The organism is Nocardia brasiliensis ATCC 700358 (genome assembly GCF_000250675.2).
GTDB lineage: Bacteria > Actinomycetota > Actinomycetes > Mycobacteriales > Mycobacteriaceae > Nocardia > Nocardia brasiliensis_B.
On record NC_018681.1, the window covers coordinates 1,823,628 to 1,842,810 of the forward strand.

Below are 19,183 nucleotides of genomic sequence, written 5' to 3' on the forward strand. Positions count from 1 at the left end.
CGGAAAGGATTCCAGAGATCATGCCTTTGCCCGAGTCGATATCCTATGCGCTGCCGGAGGCACTGCCGCCGAATATCGTGGATTGGACGGTGAATCCGCGCCGCGCGGTAGTGCTGATCCACGATATGCAGCGCTATTTCATCCGGCCGTTCGACGGTTCCGCCGAACCGATCTCCGCCGTCGTACGGAACATCGCGCGCATCAAGCGTGCCGCCGTGCGGTCGGGCTGTCCGGTGATCTACACGGCCCAGCCCGGCGATCAGGAGCCGGCGACCCGCGCGTTGCTCGCGGACTTCTGGGGGCCGGGCCTGTCCGGTGCCGCGGAGGACACGTCGGTGATCACCGAATTGGCGCCGGACCGGCGCGACGTCACGCTGACGAAGTGGCGCTATAGCGCTTTCTCGCGCACCGATCTGCTCCGGCGGCTGAGCGCGGACGGCCGGGACCAATTGATCATCACCGGCGTCTACGCGCATATCGGCTGTCTGGCAACGGCTTTGGACGCTTTCATGCACGACGTCCAGGCTTTCCTGGTCACGGACGCGGTGGCCGATTTCTCGCGGGCGCATCACGAGCAGGCCCTCGACTACGTCGCCTCCCGCTGCGGCGCGGTGGTCCGCACCGACGACACCGTCGAGCATCTCCGCTTGGCCGGTGCGGAGCCTGCGCCGTCGATCGACCTGTTGGAGCAGCAATGGGTGGGGTAGACCGCGCGGCGACCTGCGTGCTCACGGGTCCGGAAGGCAGTCTCGTCGGCACCGGTGTCCGGCAGAGCTACACCGATCTCGACACCGCGGCGAAGGCGCTGCGCACTGACGACGCCTCGATCCTCCTGGGCGCCTTGCCCTTCGACCCGGCAGCGCCTGCCGCGCTGGTCGACCCGATCGCCTTCCGGCGCGCACCGGACCGGTGGCGGCACGGCCGAAACGCCGAACCGTGGCGGCCCCGCCTGCGGTCCATCGAACCGGATCCGCCGGCCGCCGAGCATCGGCGGCGGATCGAATCGGCGCTCGACTCGATCGCCGCCGGACGGCTCGACAAGGTGGTGCTGGCGCGCCGGATGTGCCTGACCACCGAGCGGCCGATAGATGGTGTGGCGATGCTGCGCGCATTGGTCGCGCGTGACCCGCGTGCGAATGGGTTCTATCTGGACCTGGCCGCCTTCCGTGGTCCCGGCGCGGCGCTGGTCGGCGCCAGCCCCGAACTGCTGGTGCGGCGCACCGGCGCACAGGTCTACGCGTGCCCGCTCGCCGGTTCGGCACCGCGGCGCGGGGCGGTGGATCCGGCCGGCACCGCGGCCGCGTTGCTGGCCTCCGAGAAGGACCGGCGCGAGCATCGCTTCGTCGTCGACTTCATCGTGTCCGCCCTGGCGCCGCTCTGTTCCGAGCTCCGCTGGTCCGAGGAACCCGAGATCTTCGGTACCCCCGATCTCGTACACCTGGGCACCCCCATCCGCGGCACTCTCGCCGATCCCGACTGCACGTCCCTGGACCTGGCACGGATCCTGCAGCCCACGCCGGCGCTGGGCGGCACACCGCGCGACGAGGCGATGCGGCTGATCGAGGAGATCGAGGGCGACCGCGGCTTCTACGGCGGCGCGGTCGGGTGGTGCGATCGGTCGGGGGACGGGGCCTGGAGCGTCTGTATCCGATGCGCGGACATCGCACCCGGCGGCCACGTCGCCACCGCGTTCGCCGGCGGCGGGATCGTCGCGGGGTCGGAACCGGCGGCGGAGGTCGAAGAGACCATGGCCAAGTTCCGGGCGATCCTGAGCGTCTTCGACGATGAGCCTGCCGCATGAACGCCACTGAGCGGCAGGGTTGTGCGCTGGTTGTCGGCGCGGCGGGCGGGATCGGCGGTGCCGTCGCCGATCGACTGGCCGCGGCGGGGCGCGATCTCGCTCTACTCGACCGGGACGGCGCGGCACTCGCCCTCGTGGGCAAGCAGATTCGGGCGAGCCACGGCACGGACCACCGAGTCACCACCCATGTGGCGGACATCGGCAGCCGCGCCGAGGTGGCGCACGCCGTCGACGAGATCGAGCGGCAGCACGGCCCGATCGGCGCGCTGGTCTGTACCGCCGGCGTGCTGCACAGCGGCCCGCTGACCGATATCGACGGCGACGCCGTGCAGCGCATGATCGACGTGAATATCGTTGGGGTACTGCATCTTCTCGCGACCGTCGGCGGCCGGATGAAGCAGCGTCGCCGCGGCTCGATCGTCGTGATCGGGTCGAACGCCGCAGCGGTACCGCGGCTGCGCATCGGCGTGTACGGCGCGACCAAGGCGGCCGCCGCGCTGCTCACCCGCGTGGCCGCGCTGGAGCTGGCGCCCTACGGGGTGCGGGCCAATGTCGTGGCACCGGGCTCCACCGACACCCCGATGCTGCGAGCGCTGTATTCGAGCGAGGACGAGATGGTCCGGCACGCCGTCGGCGGCAGCCCGGCGGACTTCCGCTTGGGCATACCGCTGGGGCGGCTCGCGCAGGCGTCCGATATCGCTGCGGCGGTGCACTTTCTGCTCTCCGGCGCGGCGCGCCACATCACCATGCAGACGCTGTACGTCGACGGTGGGGCGACGCTGCACGACTGAGCGGAATCGCTCAGTCCTGGTAGCGCAGTCCGGTGAGCGTCAAGGAGACGAGCCGCTGCACCGCGGCCTTGCTTTCCAAACTGTTCGCGCCGGTGATGGCGAACAGGCAGTAGTTGGCCAGCTCGAAGGGGTTGATGTCGTCGCGAATCCGTCCCGCCGCCGCGGCGTCGGCGATCACGCCCTGCAACAGGCCGTGCAGCTGCCGCTGCGATTCGGCCACCCGCTCGTTCGTGTGCATGAGCGATTCGACCTGGGCGCCGTGCATCTCCCGGCGTTGGTTCTCGGCGCGGCGCAGGTGGATCTCAGCGTAGGCCTCCAGCACCGCGCAGAGCCGCTTACCCGGGTCGGTCTTGCTGTCGCGCACCGTGGACAGATGCTCGAGGTGCCGATTGATCTGCCGCTCGTGCCAGGCCGCGAGAATCGTTGCGATATCAGGGAAGTACCGATACAGGGTCGCGCGGCCGATGCCGACCTTCTCGGCAACCTCCGACATCGTCGTCGACGCGGGTCCGTGTTCGAGGGCGAGCGCCCACGTGGTGTCCAGGATCGCCTCGCGGACATCGCGGCGGTGCGATTCGACAGTGGCGGCCCAAGGTCTCGACATCAGCGAAGTATAGCGCGGTATCCCAGGTAGGTCATTTCGTATCGACACGGACAGAATGTCCGATAGAATGGAACCCATGGACGAGTCGGCTGATCTCCGGGTTGGTAATCCCGAGCGAGAGCAAGCGCTGAGCGACCTTTCGGCACATCTCGGGGCGGGGCGGCTCAGCGTCGCCGAATTCGACGAGCGCAGCGCGCAGTTGGTGCGTGCCACGACCCGGCGGGACATCGCGGTGGTATTCACCGATCTCCCTGCTCTGGCGCCCGCACAGGCGGAAGTCGCCGAGCAGGTCGAGCGGGATCCGGCGTACCGGCGAGTCATGGTCCTCGCGGCGGCCGCGCTCGTCACCGCGGCACTGACCGTCGGCCAGCTCAGCTGGCTGTGGTTCCTGCTGCTGATCCCAGCCGTCCGGCGCGTCCTCGTGCGGCGGCCGGACCCGCGTCACCCGCCGCACCGCGGACACCCGGCCGCGCGCCTGCACGAACTGCGCGCGAAATCGCGCGCGGCGATTCACCAGTAGGGTCCGCGTTGGGTGAGCCTCACGTCTGAGCAGAAGCGAGGCATCGAGCCGATCGAGGGCGGCCGTCGATGCCTTTCCGGTCGGGCGAATCGTTGAGCGCTGGTTCGCCGGCGACCGGGCCGTTGACGCGATCACGCTTTGCCATCACAGAGTTTCCACACCCTTCACAGCACCTGTATCTGCTGTGAGGCGTGTGGATCGTCTGTGAGGCTGCGAGTTTCGCGCCTGGTGGTGCTCGGGCGGTCCGGCTGCCGGTGGTTGGCGGCAGGGTCGGTTGGCTCGCGGGTCGGGCCGTGGGTCGGACTGCGCGGTACGCAGTCGGCGAACCGGGTCGGCCGCTGCGGGGGTGAACCAGTCGTGGCCGCTGCATGCCCCGATCGCTGTCAGGGCGGAGCGTTTGGCCGAATCCGGTTGCGTCCGTGCGATTCCGGGCAGATTGCTCTGTCATCACAGAGTTTCCACGCGCTTCACAGCAGCTGTATCTGCTGTGAGGTGTGTGCATCATATGTGAGGCCGCGAGTTACGCGCCTGGTGGTGCTCGGGCGGTCCGCGGCGGCGGGGTCGGTTGGCCCGCGGGTCGGACTGCGCGGTCCGTGGGCGGTCCGGCCTCCGACGGTTGGGGACGGTGTCGGTGAGACCGTGGGTCAGGCCGCGCGGTCCGTGGTTGGCGAACCGGGTCGGCCGGCGCGGGCAGTCCAGTTGCCGTGGTGTCATGCTGAGATCGCTGTCGGGGCGGAATGTTTCGCCGAAGCCGGTTGCGTCCGGGTGCGGTGCTGGGCAGATCGCTCTGCCGTCACAGAGTTTCCACGCGCTTCACAGCAGCTATATTTGCTGTGAGGCGTGTAGATCGTCTGTGCGGCTGCGAGTTTCGCGCCTGACGGTGCTTGGGCGGTCCGGCCGCCGGGGTTGGAGGTGGGGTCGGTTGGCCTGCGGGTCGGTCCGCGCGGTACGCAGTCGGCGAACCGTGTCGGCTGCCGCGGAGGTGAATCAGTCGTGGCCGTTGCATGCTGAGATCGCTGTCGAGGCGGGATGTTTTGCCGAAGCCGGTTGCGTCCGGGTGCAGTGCTGGGCAGATCGCTCTGCCGTCACAGAGTTTCCACGCGTTTCACAGCAGCTGTATCTGCTGTGAGGCGTGTAGATCGTCTGTGAGCCTGCGAGTTTCGCGCCTGACGGTGCTTGGGCGGTGCGGCCGCCGGTGGTTGCGGCGGGGTCCGCTGGACCGGTGGCGTTGTGAGGCTGCGCGTTTCGCGCCTGACGGCGCGCTTAGGCGGTTCGGCTGCCAGTGGTTGTGACCGGGTGGGCCGGAGCGCGTTCGGCCTGTGCGGTACGTGGTCGGCGAATCGGGCCGCCCGCCGCGAGGCAGTCCAGTCGCCGTAGCGGCAGTCCGGGTGACCCAACCGGGGTCCGGGGATCACCGTTCGACCCCCAGGGCTGCGCGGGCGATGGCGTCGGTGTCGGCGAGGGTCACCGAGTTGACGCCGGGGCGGGCGCCTGCGGCGGTGACCCAGCGCACCGACTCGGTGGGTACGCCGCAGGCGAAGCGGCGGGGATGGCCGTGACCCTGTGCGTCCAGCACCGCGTGCGAACCCGCCATGACGTCCAGGCCGCCGGTCGGGTAGTCGTCGCGGTCCGGATCGGGCACCGTGTGGGCGCGTACCTCGTTGCGTTGAAAAAGGTTGCGCAGCAGGGTGTCTCCGGTCCGGGGCAGGTCGGGTGCGGGCAGAAACGCGTCGATCAGCGTGCGCGCGGATGTCGCCGAGCCGGCGACCCTCGGCGAATCGGCGACGAAACAGCCGAGCGTCGGATCTACTCGGACCCGCATTCCCGGGCCGACGACGCGGACGATGCCCGCGCGGATGAGCGCTGCCAGCTCGGCGATCCGATGCGCGGGCGGTCCGATGGACAGGAAGGCGTTCAGCGGCGTGTACCACCGATCGAGGTCGTCACGGTAGGAACCGCCGGTGATGCCGCCGTAGTCGACGATCAGCCGGACCTCGTTGCGCAGATCCCGCAGAACATCCAGCGCCGCTTTGACCGGGCCGCGGACGTTGCCGAGTTGGGCATGTCGGACGTCCGCGTCCAGGTAGCCGAGCAGCCACGATCGGAAATCCGTGGAATCGTCGAAGAGACGGCCGCCGGTGGGGTCGGCGATCACCGCCCAATCCCACCGCTGGGCGCGGGGGATGTTAAACCGATCCAGGATGTGAGCGGCGTCCGATGCGGTGGGCGCGTGCAGATAGCGGTGCCGGAACTCGCGGAGTTCGCGGGCACTGACCCGGTCGGCGATCGACGCGGTGTAGTACACCGATTCGACCTCGCGAGCGATCAGCGGCCAGACGTCGCGGCGAAACGACAGGTCGCCGAATTGTTTTGCTCTGGCACGGATTTCGGCGATTCGCTGGGCGTCGAGCAACTGTGGTTCGTAGCGGCCGTCGACCCCCTTCTGGTTCTCGCCACGCGCGTGGTGGGGCACACCGCGCCGGCACCCCGCGATGATCAACGGCTCGCTGCCGGACGGGATATATTCCAGCGGTCCGCGGGTCTGTTTGAAACAGCCGCCGCGTCCCGCGGTCAGCAGGGTCAGGTAGTCGAAGAAGGTGAGGCCGAGACCGCGCACGAGCACGGGCTCGCGGGCCCGTATCGAGTCGACGTCGACATCGGACGCGTTGGCGGGCGCGAAATAGGTCAGGCCCGAAGTTCGTGCGGCGTGCGCTATTTCGGGACTGTTCGTCCCGGCCAGCGGCAGGTGGCCCTGCGTGAGTACGACGGCGTGCAAGCCGCGCAGGTATTCGCCGCTGCTCAGCCGGAGTTCCTGGAGTCCGGAGGGTTCGTCGCGCAGGTCCAGCGCGGTGGCGGTGATTTCCTGCGCGTGCGCGACACGGCTATATCGGTCCCGAATCTGCTCGTAACTCCAGCGCAGATAATATCCGTAACCGGCTCGGGTGGGATAAGTATCCGGGCCGAGCGCGCGGAGCCGCGTGTAGATATTATCCGGTAACTCGGCGAAATTGCCGACTTTGTCCAGGAAACTCGCCCATTCGTAGAGGCTGGGACCGGGCTCGACCGGTCCCGCCATCTCCACCGAGGCGTCGGTGAACACGGTGACCTGCGAGGCGACCGTGTTCATCAGCAGATCACCGGGCTGATCCGTGCGCCAGACAGTGCCCGTCCCGACCTTGGTCGAATCGACGAGAAATACTTCGATGCCGCCAGATTCGCCCGCGACACGCGCATTGGCGCATATTCGCTCGAAAACACTCAACCCGCGTGGTCCGACCCCGACTATGGCAATCCGCAGGGCCGGTCCCGACCTTTCGGCATTCGAACAGTCTGGAGTAGCCGGTGAAATCAATGCTCCGCCCCCCGGAACAAATAAAGTCGGTGCCGCGCAATTGGGCGACGAATTCGATGCTATTCAGCCCGCGGGCGAAGCGTCAACGGGGCAGCGACGGGCTGCCCGTGCCGAGCGGCTCGTGGAGCGGTGTGCTTGCCCGGCTCGGCACAGTATGCGGCCGAACGCGCTATCCTCCTGTGTACGAGGAGGTTTCATGACGCCGACTGCCCAGATCTTGCTGAAGCCGCAGCGTAAGCCGAGTCGGTACGTCGACCTCGTCGGCGCGCTGCTGCTCTGCGCGGGCGCCTTCCTCTTCGGCATGTGCCTGTCGTTCATGGTCGGCATGCTCGGTGCGCCCGGCGGGCAGGCCAGCGACTGCACGGGCACCTGCCGCACCTACGCCGACGCAGGCGTCTACCTGATGGGTTACGGGACATGCGTTCTGGAGCTGGTGGTACTCGCGCTGATGGTCCGGAGCTGGCGGCGTGGTCGCCTCGTCTCGGCATGGCCGATGTGGTCGTTCCCGGCCCTGGTCGTCCTGGCCGCCGTCAGCGTCTTCCTCGTCTTCTTCGGCCCGGCCTTCCCCGGCGACTTCCTGCCGGCGACCCCCGACTACCTGCCCTCCCTGAGTTGAAGTTCCAACCACCCGAGCCGCTGCCACGCGAATGGGTAACCAAAGCTGGGGCAGGTCAAGGAATCAACCAAACCGGGGCAGCCCCTTTCACTCGCATCGTGTGACCTCGTGCTGCAACGGCAATGGTGCGTTCGGCGGCCTGAGACGGTCTCGGCCCATTGATTTACCGGGCGCGCCGGATGGAACCGGGCGAAATGCGGCTACCTACATTGCGCTGAGTGTGTGCGCCGGTGAGGTAACAGCGGTTATGTCGGTGGGTGTTCGAGTTGGTGGAGGCCGGTTTTGGTGGCAGCCAGCATGCCGGTGTGATGGGCGCACGCCAGTGCGTTGACCGCACCGATGGTGGTATCGGCTGTTTTGGGTGCGCCGGTGTTTGCGTCGAGCCAGATAATGCCGGTGTCGAGTCCTATTGCGAGCGAGGCTCCGTCGAGGGTGAAGCACAGTGCTGCCGGATAGACCTCGCCAGGTCGTCCAGCAGTGCCGTTATCGATGTGACGGCGCCAGACGAGGGTTCCGGTCGTGGTGTCGATCACGACCACCACGCCGCGATATTCGGAGGGATTGCGGCGCTCCACGGCGCCGCGGTAGACCCAGATGGCGACTCGGCGGCCGTCGGGTGTGAACGCGACGGCGGAGGGAATGTTGCGGCCTCCGGCCTGTGGTATCCCGTCCGGTCCGTAATCGAATCCGTATTCGATGGTGCCGTCCGCTGCCACGGTCAGCATGGTGTGCCACCACCTGCCCTGCATAGTGTTGGCGACTCCCACCCGGCGACCGTCGGGGGAGAACTGAGGTAGCGATGCCCAGTCGCCGAAGTAGTAATGATCGCCTTCGTGAGGTACCTCGTGGTGGACTCCGTGTTCGACGTCCACGATGATCAGGCGTTCGCACGACGCCACAGCCAGCAGTCGGCCCTCGGGTGACCAAGCGACGTCCATGCCGCCGGAGTCCAGGAACCGCGCAGGCAACTCTGTCACCGAGTCCAGGTTCCCCCAGCTTCTCAGCTCGACCGAGGTGTCGGTGACGAAGGCGAGCGTCTTTCCTGAGACCGAGCCGTATGGGCCACGCCGTAGCTCTGTTCCCGCGAGCGCCAAGAGCGCGATCGGTTCGATGGCCGGTGCCAGCCGCCAGACGATAAGCGCCGACCCAGAGCGCATCGTCGTCGCCGCTTGTCGAAGGTTCGGGTGGATGGCGAGACCTTCCTGTGCGCCGCCCATCACTTCGGGCAGTGCGAGGCCCGCCGCTGTCGCCCAGGACATTTCACGATCCACCGACAAGATTATACCGACTCGAAGGTACTGTCCCGCAAAACATTCCAGCGTTCACCGGCCGGGAGTCCCTGTGCGGTCGTTACGACACAACTCGAACGGTTGGTGACCCGCCATCTGACAACGTTCGAGTACGTCGAGCGATTTTCGGTAGGCGTCGTGCCAGTGCATGGTTGCACTCAGAATCTGCCGATCCGATAGGCAACCTCTCATGTCAAGCACCTTGGTCAAGGCCAGTTACGACATACGCTGTAGTCGGCTGACGCTTGGGATCACCGCAGCTTCGTCGCTGCCTGGGAGAATCGTTCGCGTCGTCCAGGCAGCGATATTTCGCAGCCGTTGCGTGACGCGTCCCGTCTGCGCAGACGCAAGGTCAAGCCTCGGATCATCGAACGGGATCGCCTGGCCGCCCTACGAGCTCAACTTCGGGAGTGGCTGGCGGGGAACGAGATTCCGGGAACTCCCGCGTATACGCATGGCCCGAAGCGGGATCGGCTCGTGCTCGATGTCGCGGATCTGGTCCTCGGTTCCGGCGTGCGTCCGGGCGAGGCGCTGGCGGCGTCCTGGGATCAGTTCGATCTCGAAGCCGAACCGGCGACGTTCACGGTGTCGGCGTCTGTTGTCAGGCTGAAGGGTAAGGGGCTGTTTCGGCAGGAGTGGGCGAAAACCGATGCCGGGCATCGGATCGTTGCGCTGCCAGAGTTCACGATCCAGATGTTGAAGCGGTTGCGAGACGACCCGACACACGGGCGGATGTGTGAGGTGAAGGCGCTGCAGGAGGAGGGCGGCAGCGTGGTGGAGGTGGAAGACACGGTGCCGCTTGTGTTTCCGGGCCGGGGTGGAGTTCTTCGTGATCCGCACAACTTCAACCGGACATGGCGGGACGCGCGGGGCACCCTGTGCAAGGACGTGACGCAGTACACGTTTCCGGAAGGCAGCGGCGACGCTGATCGCCGAGGCGTCGGATGCGAAGACCGCCGCCTAGCAGTTGGGGCACTCGCGCGAGGGGATCACCGAGCGGCACTACATCGCGTCACCCGAGCAGACCCGGACTCGTCGGCGGTGCTGGAGCTGGGTTTCGGTGGGGACAGCTGACGAACACGGCTGGGCGCGCGAATTTTTGGGATATTTTTGGGAACGGCCCGACTCACCCGGTCAAACAAACATGGCCCCTGACCTGTAATACCAGGTCAGGGGCCATGTTATGGTGCGCCATCAGGGACTCGAACCCCGAACCCGCTGATTAAGAGTCAGCTGCTCTGCCAATTGAGCTAATGGCGCTTGCTCCGTGTTCCGGTGCGTGAGAAACCTTAACAGGCCGAGGGCGCAGATGTGAAATCGCGCTCTGACCGGCGCGGATGGGTGCGTCGGTTGCCGTGTTAACAACGGAGGGGTCGGTTCGGATCTATCCCGTGTAACACCACTGTGTCGACGCGGGATTCGCGTTGGTGCGAGCCCTTCGGACTGGCAGAATGTCCGAATGTGGTCTCGACCGTTCCGCAGACACGGCGGGTTGAGCTGTAGCGGGCGGGATCGACTTGAAACGGGGTTGAAGATGAGCGTTGGACGAGGTCGGCGTCGGTGGATCCGACATATCAGCGGGCCTGTTGCTGTGCTGGCGGTGGCGGCGTTGGCCCTGTCGGGCTGCTCCTCGTCGAGTACGACGGACTCGTCCACGGTCATGATCGACCGTAATCCGCTGCTGGAGTTGATCAAGCCGAAGCTGATGTCCCCGGTCAAGGACGGCGATGTCGGGGTGTCGCCGGGCGTGCCGCTGGCTTTCCATGTCGAAGACGGCCGGTTCACGAATGTGACGTTGGTCAACGCGCAGGACAAGCCGGTGGCGGGCAAGCTGGCCGCGGACGGCCGCTCGTGGGAGACCACCGAGGTGCTCGGTTACGGCAAAACCTACCGGTTGAAGGCGGATGCGATCGGTCTCGGCGGTGCCAATTCGGCGACGTTGAGTTTCACCACCAGTTCCCCGGACAGCCAGACCAAGCCGTATCTGCTGCCCGGCGAGGGCGAGGTGGTCGGCATCGGCCAGCCGGTGGCGGTGCAGTTCGACGAGAACATTCCCGACCGCAAGGCCGCCCAGGATGCGATCAAAATCACCACCGAGCCTGCGGTGGAGGGCGCGTTCTACTGGGTGAACAATCGTGAGGTCCGGTGGCGGCCGGAGAACTTCTGGGCACCGGGGACCAAGGTCACCATCAACGTGAACGTCTATGGGCGTGACCTCGGCAACGGCCTGTTCGGGCAGGACAACATCCAGTCGTTCTTCACCATCGGCGATGCCACGATTTTCACCGCCGACGACAACACCAAGCAGGTGGTGGTCGAACAGAACGGCCAGGTGATCAAGACCATGCCGACCTCGATGGGCAAGAACAGCACGCCCACCGACAACGGCGTCTACATCGTGGGCGACCGGTTCGACAAGATGATCATGGACTCGTCGACCTACGGCGTGGCGGTGAACTCACCGGACGGATACAAGACGCCGGTCGACTACGCGACCCGAATCTCCTACAGCGGCATCTTCTTCCACTCCGCACCGTGGTCGGTCGGGCAGCAGGGCTACAGCAACACCAGTCATGGCTGTCTGAACCTCAGCCCCGCCAACGCGCAGTGGGTGTACCAGAACGCCAAGCGCGGCGACATCACCATCATCAAGAACACGGTCGGCGGCACGCTTTCCGGCACCGACGGACTCGGGGACTGGAACATCCCGTGGCCGGTGTGGAAGGCGGGCAACGCGGACCGCGGTTAGCCATCACGTTCGTGCGGGCCATCGGTGTGAATCGGTGGCCCGCACGCTATTTGGCGTCGAAATAGCATTCGACGATCGCCGTGGTGAAGGGAAAGCGGACCGGCGTGGGACCGAACGTGATGCGCCCCGCGTTCTCGGCGGCGGTGGTGATCGCGGCGGCGACCGTGTCGGCTTCCTCGGCCGGGCAGTGCACGATGACCTCGTCGTGCTGGAAGAAGACGAGTTCGGCACGCAGCCCGGCGTGCGACATCGCGTGGCGTAGGCCGGCGAGCAGCAGCAGGGCCCAGTCGGCGGCGCTGCCCTGCACGACGAAGTTCCTGGTGAACCGGCCACGGGCGCGGGCCGCGGAGGTGCCGAACCCGCGGAACTCCTCTTCGTCGTGGGTCGGCTCGACCTCGGGTGCGGTGACCGGCGGACAGGTGCGGCCCAGCCAGGTACGCACCAGACGACCCTCCTCGCCGGCGTGCGCGGCGTCGTCGACATAGGCCATGGCGGCCGGATAGCGGCGGCGGAGTTCGGTCACGTGTGTGAGTGCGTCCCCGGAGGTCTGGCCGTACATCGCACCCAGCATGGCGATCTTGGCTTGGTCGCGTTCGCCGCCGAACGCGTGGGCGGCGAGATCCGCGTACAGGTCGTCGCCGCGACCGGCGAGTTCCATCAGCCCGGGATCGCGCGATACCGCGGCGAGCACGCGCGGCTCCATCTGGGCGGCGTCGGCGACCACCAGCCGCCAGCCGGGATCCGCGCGAATGGCCTGGCGGATCACCTTCGGAATCTGCAACGCGCCACCGCCGTTGGTGGTCCACCGGCCGGAAACCGTGCCGCCGGGCAGATATTCGGGCCGGAATCGGCCGTCGTGTACCCACTGTTCCAGCCAGGACCAGCCGTTCGCGGTGTGCAGCCGGTAGAGCGACTTGTACGCCAGCAGCGGCGCCACCGCAGGATGATCGATCCGCTGGAGTTCCCATTTCCGCGTGGACGACAGTGAAATCCCCACGCGGGCAAAAGCTCTGACGATGTCCTGGGGCAGGTCCGGGCGGACCCGCACGCCGTTGCCGAACGCGCGGGACACCTCGTCGGCCAGTTCCGCCATCCGCCGCGGCTCCAGCCCGCCCGGAAAGCGTTCGCCCAGTAGGTTGTCCAGCAATTCGCGATGGACATCCGCGCGCCAGGGGATGCCCGCCAGGTTGAGTTCCGTGGCCACCAGCATGCCCGCCGATTCGGCGGCGAGCAGCAGGCGCATGCGGTCCGGGTGTTCGGTCTGCGCGGTCCGGGCCACCTGTGCCGCGTAAACCTCCAGCAGCGCGGTGAATTCGTCGACGCCGGGCGGCAGCGGCGCCGGGCCGGAATCGAACAGTGACGGCTGCGTCTCGGCGGCCCGGAGCGGGGCGTCCGGCGGCACGGGCAGGTTGTGCAGGCGGGCCCACGCGGCCGCGAGCGAGCGGGCTTGACCCGATTGGCCTTGCTCGTGGCCGATCAGCAGGGACTCGGCGGCCTGCACGTCGTAGCAGCGTTCCACGCGTACGCCTGCTGCCAACAGCGGACGGTAGATGTCGGTGGTACTGCGCCAGACCCACCGTTCGACCTCGGGCCGGGACCGCACGGCCGCCGCGAGCGACGGCTCGTTCAACACCGGGCCTGCCGGTCTGCCCTCCTGGTCGAGTGGGCACAGCCGGGCGCCGCCGTCGCCTGTTTCCGCCACCGCCCACCGCATGCCCAGAGTCTGGCAGCAGGGACCGACAATCCGGTGCAGTGCTCGCCCGGGCGAGGTGCGCGGTCCGGACACCGCAAAATGAGGTGCCGAATCGCGGTCCGGTGCGGTGAACTCGACCCATGAGGATCAGACGGGGAACCGGGTCGGACGCGGAGTCCGTCGCGGCACTGCACACGCACAGCTGGCAGACCGCCTACGCGGGCATCATGCCCGACGCATATCTGCACGGATCGTTGCTCGAGGACCGGCTCACTCTCTGGCGGAACCGACTCGACGGCGCACCGTCGGACGGCGCGCTTTTCATCGCCGACGACGCCGACGAATTGCTCGGCTTCGCCTATCTCGTCCCGCGTCCCGACGGCCGCCTCCTGATCGACAACCTGCACGTCCAGCCGCAGCTGAAACGTTCCGGTATCGGCGGGCGACTGCTGCGGCACGTCCTCGCCTGGGCCGCCGCCGAACACCCCGGCACCACCGTCTACCTCGAGGTCCTGAAAGACAACACCCCCGCGATCGCCTTCTACGAACGCAACGGCGCAACCCGTACCGACGAACGCACCGCCCACTTCGAGCAGGGCTTCGAACTACCCGAACTCGAATACACCTGGCTCCCAGGTGATCTACCCGGCCCGGAGTCGCTCTGGAACCGCTGACTGTCAGCGCGGCACTCGCCCCGCGCGACCGCGATCGGCACAGTCGGCGATCTCGAGCGGACTCCGTTTCCCGCCGGCGCGGGCCCACCACGTAGTCGACTACCGCCAGGGTGACTCAGGCCTGCGAGAGGTGCGAGTAGAGCGCTACGTGCCACGTGCGGGGCGATCGTGCCTTGGGTGTGAGACATCGGTTACGGTGCAGGTAACTTGCAGACGATACAAATGTATTGTCGCGGTATGGAGAACACCGCAGTGCAGCCGTTGTCCGGGGTCCGGGTCGTTTCCCTGGCCGTGAACCTGCCCGGACCGCTCGCGGCGGCGCGACTCGCGGAACTCGGGGCGCACGTGATCAAGGTGGAGCCGCCGGGTGGGGATCCGCTCGCGGCCGCCGCGCCGGACTGGTATCGCGCGCTGATCGAGAATCAGGAGATCGCTTCGCTCGATTTGAAGCAGGAGGCGGACCGACGCAAACTCGACGACCTGCTGCAGCCCGCGGATCTGCTCATCACTTCGATGCGGCCGAGCGCGCTCGTGCGACTGGACCTTGCTCAGCCGCAGGAGCGTTTCCCGCGACTGTCGCTGATCGAGATCGTCGGCCACGCCGATGACCCGGAGCTACCCGGCCACGACCTGAACTACCAAGCGGTCCACGGCACACTCGTCCCGCCGCAGATGCCGACGGTGCCGATCGCCGACATGCTCGGCGCCGAGCGAACTGTCTCCACGGCGCTGGCGGCGCTGGTTCGCCGCGCGGAAACCGGTGCGGGACAGCCGTATCGTGTGGCTTTGGAGGAGGCCGCTGCCCGTGCCGGCGACGCCGTCCGCTATCGGCTGATGGGTACCGACGCGATCCTCGGTGGTGCGTTCCCGGGCTACGGCATCTATCGGTGCGCCGACGGCTACGTCGCGCTGGGCGCCGTCGAACCCCACTTCTTCATGCGCACACTGGCGACCTTCGGCGCCGACGGCAGCCACGAAAGCCTGCGTACCGCGTTCGCCGACAAATCCACCGCCGAACTGGAAGCCATCGCCGCCGCCAACGACCTCCCCCTGAACGCCGTCCGCCACTAGCTCCACCCTTCCCGCACCACTTCCGTCTCCCCGCACCCCTTCTGCCATGCCCCAGCGAGTGCGAAGCATCAGAAGGAGTGCGGGAACCTGTCCCGCGAAGCATCGGCGGTCAGCGTTAGCGCGTACGGCGCGCACCTTTTGCCGCCCCGCGCGCGTGTTTGCACGCTGACACGCGCGCGGCGTACTAAAAAGTGCGCGGCGGCCGCTCGACCGCGTGGTGGCTGCCCGCTCTCTGCCTCTGCCATGCCACAGCGAGTGTGAAGCATCAGCAAGGAGTGCGGGAGTACGCCGTCGGAGCGTCGGTTGCGCCGCGCTCCCGCGCCCAGCGTTCGTTTATGTCCCGAGTGTCGGGAGCGCCGCTGCGCCAAAGGCGGCGCAGCGTGGAGGTGTTTGACCGGCACGACGCGCGCACCTTTTGCCGCCCCGCGCGCGTGTTTGCATGCAGACACGCGTGCGGCGTAATGGAAAGTGCGCGGCGGCTCACCCCGCGTGGTGGCCGCCCGCTTCGTGCCCCCTCTGCCGTGCCACAGCGAGTGTGAAGGGTCGAAAGTAGCGCGGGAGCATGCCCGGCGCAGCTCGGCTGCGCCGCGCTCTCGCGCCGACTTTCGCTTAATTCCCGAGTGCCAGGAGCGACCCCACGCTAGAGGTGCTCGGCTGGCACGACGCGCGCACCTTTTGCCGTCCCGCGCGCGTGTTTGCATGCAGACACGCGTGCGGCGTAGTGGAAAGTGCGCGGCGGCTCACCCCGGCCGCGTGCCGGGTTCGGCCGTGCGCATGGCTCACTGACGCGCACCTTTTGCCGCCCCGCGCGCGTGTTTGCACGCTGACACGCGTGCGGCGTAATAAAAAGTGCGCGGCGGCTCACTCTGCCCGCGTGCCGGGTTCGGCCGTGCGCATGGCTCACTGACGCGCACCTTTTGCCGCCCCGCGCGCGTGTTTGCACGCAGACACGCGTGCGGCGTAATAAAAAGTGCGCGGCGGCTCACTCTGCCCGCGTGCCAGGTTCGGCCGTGCGCATGGCTCGCCGACGCGCACCTCTCGTCCTTCCGACCGCGTGTCTGCAGGTTGACACGCGGTCGGCGTAACGAAGAGTGCGAGGCACGCCACAAGCAACCGCTTCGGAGCGCAGATACACGATGCGACCCGGCGTCCCCCGGCGAATTCGTCTCTCCAGGTCGACCCAGACACAGCAACCCAAAAACCAAAAGGGCCAGGTCAGGATTAACCTGACCTGGCCCGTGCGGGTGACCGACGGGACTCGAACCCGCGACAGCCAGGATCACAACCTGGTGCTCTACCAACTGAACTACGGTCACCATTGCCGGGATGAGTACCGGCGCCGTCGATATTAGCGTGTCAACCCTTCGAGTCCCTAATCGGTTTCCGGCACGCCACTGACCTGGGCCGATTCGACGGCCGAGGCGGTGGCGCCGATCTCGGCGGCGACGGCGGCGATCTCGGTGGTGGTCGGGCCGGGGGGCGCGACGAACGCCGTGCGCCGGTAGTACTCGAGTTCGCGGATCGATTCTTTGATGTCGGCGAGCGCGCGATGGGTCAGGCCTTTTTCCGGCTGGCCGAAGTAGATGCGCGGGTACCAGCGCCGGCACAGTTCCTTGATGGAGCTCACGTCGATCATGCGGTAGTGCAGGTGTGCGTCGAGCGCGGGCATGTCGCGGGCGATGAAGCCGCGGTCGGTGGCGATCGAGTTGCCCGCCAGCGGCACTGTCCGCGGCGTCGGTACGTACTGGCGGATGTAGTCGAGCACCTGCTCTTCGGCCTCGGCCATGGTGACGGCGGAGCGGCGGACCTCTTCGGTCAGCCCGGAGCGCGCGTGCATGTCGACGACCACCGGGGGCATCGCGGCCAGCGCCGCGTCGTCGGCGTGGATCACGATGTCCACGCCGTCACCGAGGATGTTGAGGTCGCTGTCGGTGACGAGCGCGGCCACCTCGATCAGCTTGTCGCTGTCCAGGCGCAGGCCCGTCATCTCGCAATCCATCCACACCACATATTTGTCCGACACGGCAGCAACATTAGCTCTGTCCGATTTGCGCTGCCTTCGCGCCGCGTGTTCTCGGCGGGGTGTCCCGCCGGGTTTACCGGTGTGGCGACAATCTCGGCGGGGTGTGCCGCTCCTGATCGGGCGTTGCGGGGATACAGTTTCGGGCAGATCGGCACAGGCGTTTCGGTACGACAGCAAACACTGCGTTAGCAGTTCGAGTCAGACCCCAGACGGAGGACGTGCGATGACTACGCCCCAGGAAAAGGCGGCCGCGGCGCGTAAGGCTGCCGAGGAGGCGGCCCGGGTAGCGGCGGAGGCGGCGGCTGCCGCGGAGGAAGCGGAGCGCGAGCTCGCCGAGCAGGAGGCGGGGGCGAGTAAGGCGAAGGCGCAGAGCGCGGCGGCGAAGGCCGACGAAACCGCCGCTGCCGCCGAAGCGGCCGCGGCGAAAGCCGACAAGAAGGAAGCCGCTGCCGCGAACGACGCCACGGGGTCGGCGGCCGCGCAGGAGATCGCCGCCGGCTACGCCTTCGACGGGGTGGCGTTGGAACTCGGCACCGTGGTGGTCGACGGCGAGGTGGATACCACGGCGCGCGTGCGCATCCCGATGCGCACGATGAACCGGCACGGCTTGGTGGCGGGCGCGACGGGTACCGGTAAGACGAAGACGTTGCAGGGCATCGCCGAACAGCTTTCGCGCGCAGGCGTTCCCGTGGTCCTCGCGGATATCAAGGGCGACCTGTCCGGTCTTTCGCAGCCGGGACAGGCCAACGACAAACTCAGTGCGAGAGCGGCCGAAACGGGTGCGCAGGACTGGGCGCCGACGGGGTACCCCACCGAGTTCGTCTCGCTCGGCACCAACGGTATCGGTGTGCCGATCCGCGCGACGATCACCTCGTTCGGCCCGGTGCTGCTCAGTAAAGTGCTGGGGCTCAACGAGACTCAGGAATCGACACTGGGCTTGATCTTCCACTGGGCGGACAAGAACGGTCTCGCCCTGCTCGACCTGAAGGATCTGCGTGCCGTCATCACGCATCTCACCAGTCCGGAGGGCAAGGAGGACCTCAAGGGCATCGGCGGCGTCTCCGCGGCCACCGCGGGCGTGATCCTGCGCGCGCTGGTGAACCTCGAGGCCGACGGCGGCGACACGTTCTTCGGTGAGCCGGAACTGGATCCGAGTGATCTGGTGCGGGTCGCGGGCGGCCAGGGCGTCATCACCCTGTTCGAACTCGGCGCCCAGGCGGCGCGGCCGGTGATGTTCTCCACCTTCCTGATGTGGGTGCTCGCCGACCTGTTCCAGACGTTGCCCGAGGTGGGCGATATCGACAAGCCGAAGCTGGTGTTCATCTTCGACGAGGCACACCTGTTGTTCGCGGACGCGTCCAAGGCCTTCCTGGATCAGGTGGAGCAGACCGTCAAGCTGATCCGCTCCAAGGGCGTGGGCGTGTTCTTCTGCACCCAGTTGCCCACCGATATCCCGAATCCGGTGCTGTCGCAGCTCGGTGCGCGCATCCAGCACGCGTTGCGCGCCTTCACGCCCGACGATCAGAAGGCGCTGTCGAAGACGGTACGCACCTACCCGAAGACCAGCACCTACGATCTGGAGAAGGCGCTCACCTCGCTGGGCACGGGTGAGGCCGTGGTGACGGTGCTTTCGGAGAAGGGCGCGCCGACGCCGGTGGCGTGGACCAGGATTCAGCCGCCGCGTTCGCTGATGGACACGATCGGTGACGACGCGATCAAGTCGCGCGCGCTGTCGAGTTCGTTGCAGGGCAAGTACGGTCAAACCGTCGACCGGGAGTCGGCTTATGAGATTCTGGCCGCGAAAGTCGATGCGGCAGAACAGAATCCGGAGGTCGTCGCACCCGCGCCGGGGCGCTCCTCGAAGGGTGACGACGAGTCGACCGCTGAGCGGATCATGAAAAACCCTGCGGTGAAGAGCTTCCTGCGATCCGCCGCCACCGCTGCGGGCCGGGAGATCAGTCGTAGCATCTTCGGCACGCGCAAGCGCTGACCGGTGCCCG

The 19,183-nt window shown here is 67.3% G+C and carries 15 protein-coding genes and 2 tRNA genes; 10 read left to right on the forward strand and 7 right to left on the reverse strand.

The window, feature by feature from the left end:
• Window positions 1–20 precede the first annotated feature (20 nt).
• From O3I_RS08070 to O3I_RS08080, 3 genes are read left to right on the forward strand one after another with little or no spacing between them, the layout of a single operon-like run.
• Window positions 21–707, forward strand: coding sequence for an isochorismatase family protein (locus tag O3I_RS08070; RefSeq protein ID WP_014982412.1), 687 nt, complete (start codon window positions 21–23; stop codon window positions 705–707).
• On the forward strand, window positions 695–1,801 hold the full coding sequence (locus O3I_RS08075) for an isochorismate synthase (RefSeq protein ID WP_014982413.1): 1,107 nt from the start codon (window positions 695–697) through the stop codon (window positions 1,799–1,801). The genes O3I_RS08070 and O3I_RS08075 overlap by 13 nt, the downstream gene beginning before the upstream one ends.
• On the forward strand, window positions 1,798–2,592 hold the full coding sequence (locus O3I_RS08080) for an SDR family NAD(P)-dependent oxidoreductase (protein ID WP_014982414.1): 795 nt from the start codon (window positions 1,798–1,800) through the stop codon (window positions 2,590–2,592). Before O3I_RS08075 ends, O3I_RS08080 begins: the two co-directional genes overlap by 4 nt.
• Before the next feature lie 10 nt (window positions 2,593–2,602).
• Here O3I_RS08080 and O3I_RS08085 read toward each other — a convergent pair whose 3' ends face one another.
• Window positions 2,603–3,196: a TetR/AcrR family transcriptional regulator gene (locus O3I_RS08085; protein WP_014982415.1), complete on the reverse strand. Its 594-nt coding sequence runs from the start codon at window positions 3,194–3,196 to the stop codon at window positions 2,603–2,605.
• 76 nt (window positions 3,197–3,272) lie between these two features.
• On the opposite strand from O3I_RS08085, the gene O3I_RS08090 reads away from it, so the two are divergent.
• Window positions 3,273–3,716 carry a DUF1707 SHOCT-like domain-containing protein gene (locus O3I_RS08090; RefSeq protein WP_014982416.1) on the forward strand — a complete coding sequence of 148 codons (444 nt, stop codon included), beginning with the start codon at window positions 3,273–3,275 and terminating at the stop codon, window positions 3,714–3,716.
• A 1,411-nt stretch (window positions 3,717–5,127) separates the two neighbouring features.
• Here the strand turns inward: O3I_RS08090 and O3I_RS08095 are convergent.
• Window positions 5,128–7,068 (reverse strand): FAD/NAD(P)-binding protein, encoded by a 1,941-nt coding sequence (locus O3I_RS08095; protein ID WP_237748267.1) that lies wholly within the window; start codon window positions 7,066–7,068, stop codon window positions 5,128–5,130.
• Window positions 7,069–7,264: 196 nt separating this feature from the next.
• Here O3I_RS08095 and O3I_RS08100 point away from each other — a divergent pair, with 196 nt between their 5' ends.
• Window positions 7,265–7,684, forward strand: coding sequence for a hypothetical protein (locus O3I_RS08100; protein WP_014982418.1), 420 nt, complete (start codon window positions 7,265–7,267; stop codon window positions 7,682–7,684).
• Window positions 7,685–7,929: 245 nt separating this feature from the next.
• Here the strand turns inward: O3I_RS08100 and O3I_RS08105 are convergent, their stop codons facing one another.
• Complete coding sequence (locus O3I_RS08105; RefSeq protein WP_148282685.1) at window positions 7,930–8,955, reverse strand: WD40 repeat domain-containing protein; 1,026 nt, start codon at window positions 8,953–8,955, stop codon at window positions 7,930–7,932.
• A 495-nt stretch (window positions 8,956–9,450) separates the two neighbouring features.
• Between O3I_RS08105 and O3I_RS08110 the strand changes: the two genes are divergently transcribed.
• Entirely contained in the window at window positions 9,451–10,047 is a 597-nt protein-coding gene (locus O3I_RS08110; protein WP_014982420.1) for an integrase, read from the forward strand.
• 110 nt (window positions 10,048–10,157) lie between these two features.
• Here the strand turns inward: O3I_RS08110 and O3I_RS08115 are convergent.
• A tRNA-Lys gene (locus tag O3I_RS08115) sits at window positions 10,158–10,233 on the reverse strand.
• A gap of 274 nt (window positions 10,234–10,507) precedes the next feature.
• Here O3I_RS08115 and O3I_RS08120 point away from each other — a divergent pair.
• A complete protein-coding gene (locus O3I_RS08120; RefSeq protein ID WP_041562482.1) occupies window positions 10,508–11,722 on the forward strand; it encodes a L,D-transpeptidase in 1,215 nt (404 codons plus the stop codon).
• Between the two features lie 46 nt (window positions 11,723–11,768).
• On the opposite strand, the gene O3I_RS08125 is transcribed toward O3I_RS08120, so the two are convergent.
• On the reverse strand, window positions 11,769–13,436 hold the full coding sequence (locus O3I_RS08125; RefSeq protein ID WP_014982422.1) for a bifunctional 3'-5' exonuclease/DNA polymerase: 1,668 nt from the start codon (window positions 13,434–13,436) through the stop codon (window positions 11,769–11,771).
• A gap of 119 nt (window positions 13,437–13,555) precedes the next feature.
• On the opposite strand from O3I_RS08125, the gene O3I_RS08130 reads away from it, so the two are divergent.
• Both O3I_RS08130 and O3I_RS08135 read left to right on the forward strand, forming a co-directional pair.
• Window positions 13,556–14,089 (forward strand): GNAT family N-acetyltransferase, encoded by a 534-nt coding sequence (locus tag O3I_RS08130; protein ID WP_014982423.1) that lies wholly within the window; start codon window positions 13,556–13,558, stop codon window positions 14,087–14,089.
• 222 nt (window positions 14,090–14,311) lie between these two features.
• The gene (locus O3I_RS08135; RefSeq protein WP_041562483.1) at window positions 14,312–15,160 is read left to right on the forward strand and encodes a CoA transferase; all 849 of its coding nucleotides are present in this window, start codon (window positions 14,312–14,314) and stop codon (window positions 15,158–15,160) included.
• A gap of 1,243 nt (window positions 15,161–16,403) precedes the next feature.
• Here O3I_RS08135 and O3I_RS08140 read toward each other — a convergent pair.
• A tRNA-His gene (locus tag O3I_RS08140) sits at window positions 16,404–16,476 on the reverse strand.
• Window positions 16,477–16,532: 56 nt separating this feature from the next.
• Window positions 16,533–17,183, reverse strand: a complete 651-nt coding sequence (gene orn, locus O3I_RS08145; RefSeq protein ID WP_014982425.1) for an oligoribonuclease — start codon at window positions 17,181–17,183, stop codon at window positions 16,533–16,535.
• 223 nt (window positions 17,184–17,406) lie between these two features.
• Between orn and O3I_RS08150 the strand changes: the two genes are divergently transcribed.
• Window positions 17,407–19,173, forward strand: coding sequence for a helicase HerA-like domain-containing protein (locus O3I_RS08150; protein WP_014982426.1), 1,767 nt, complete (start codon window positions 17,407–17,409; stop codon window positions 19,171–19,173).
• The last annotated feature ends 10 nt before the right edge of the window (window positions 19,174–19,183 follow it).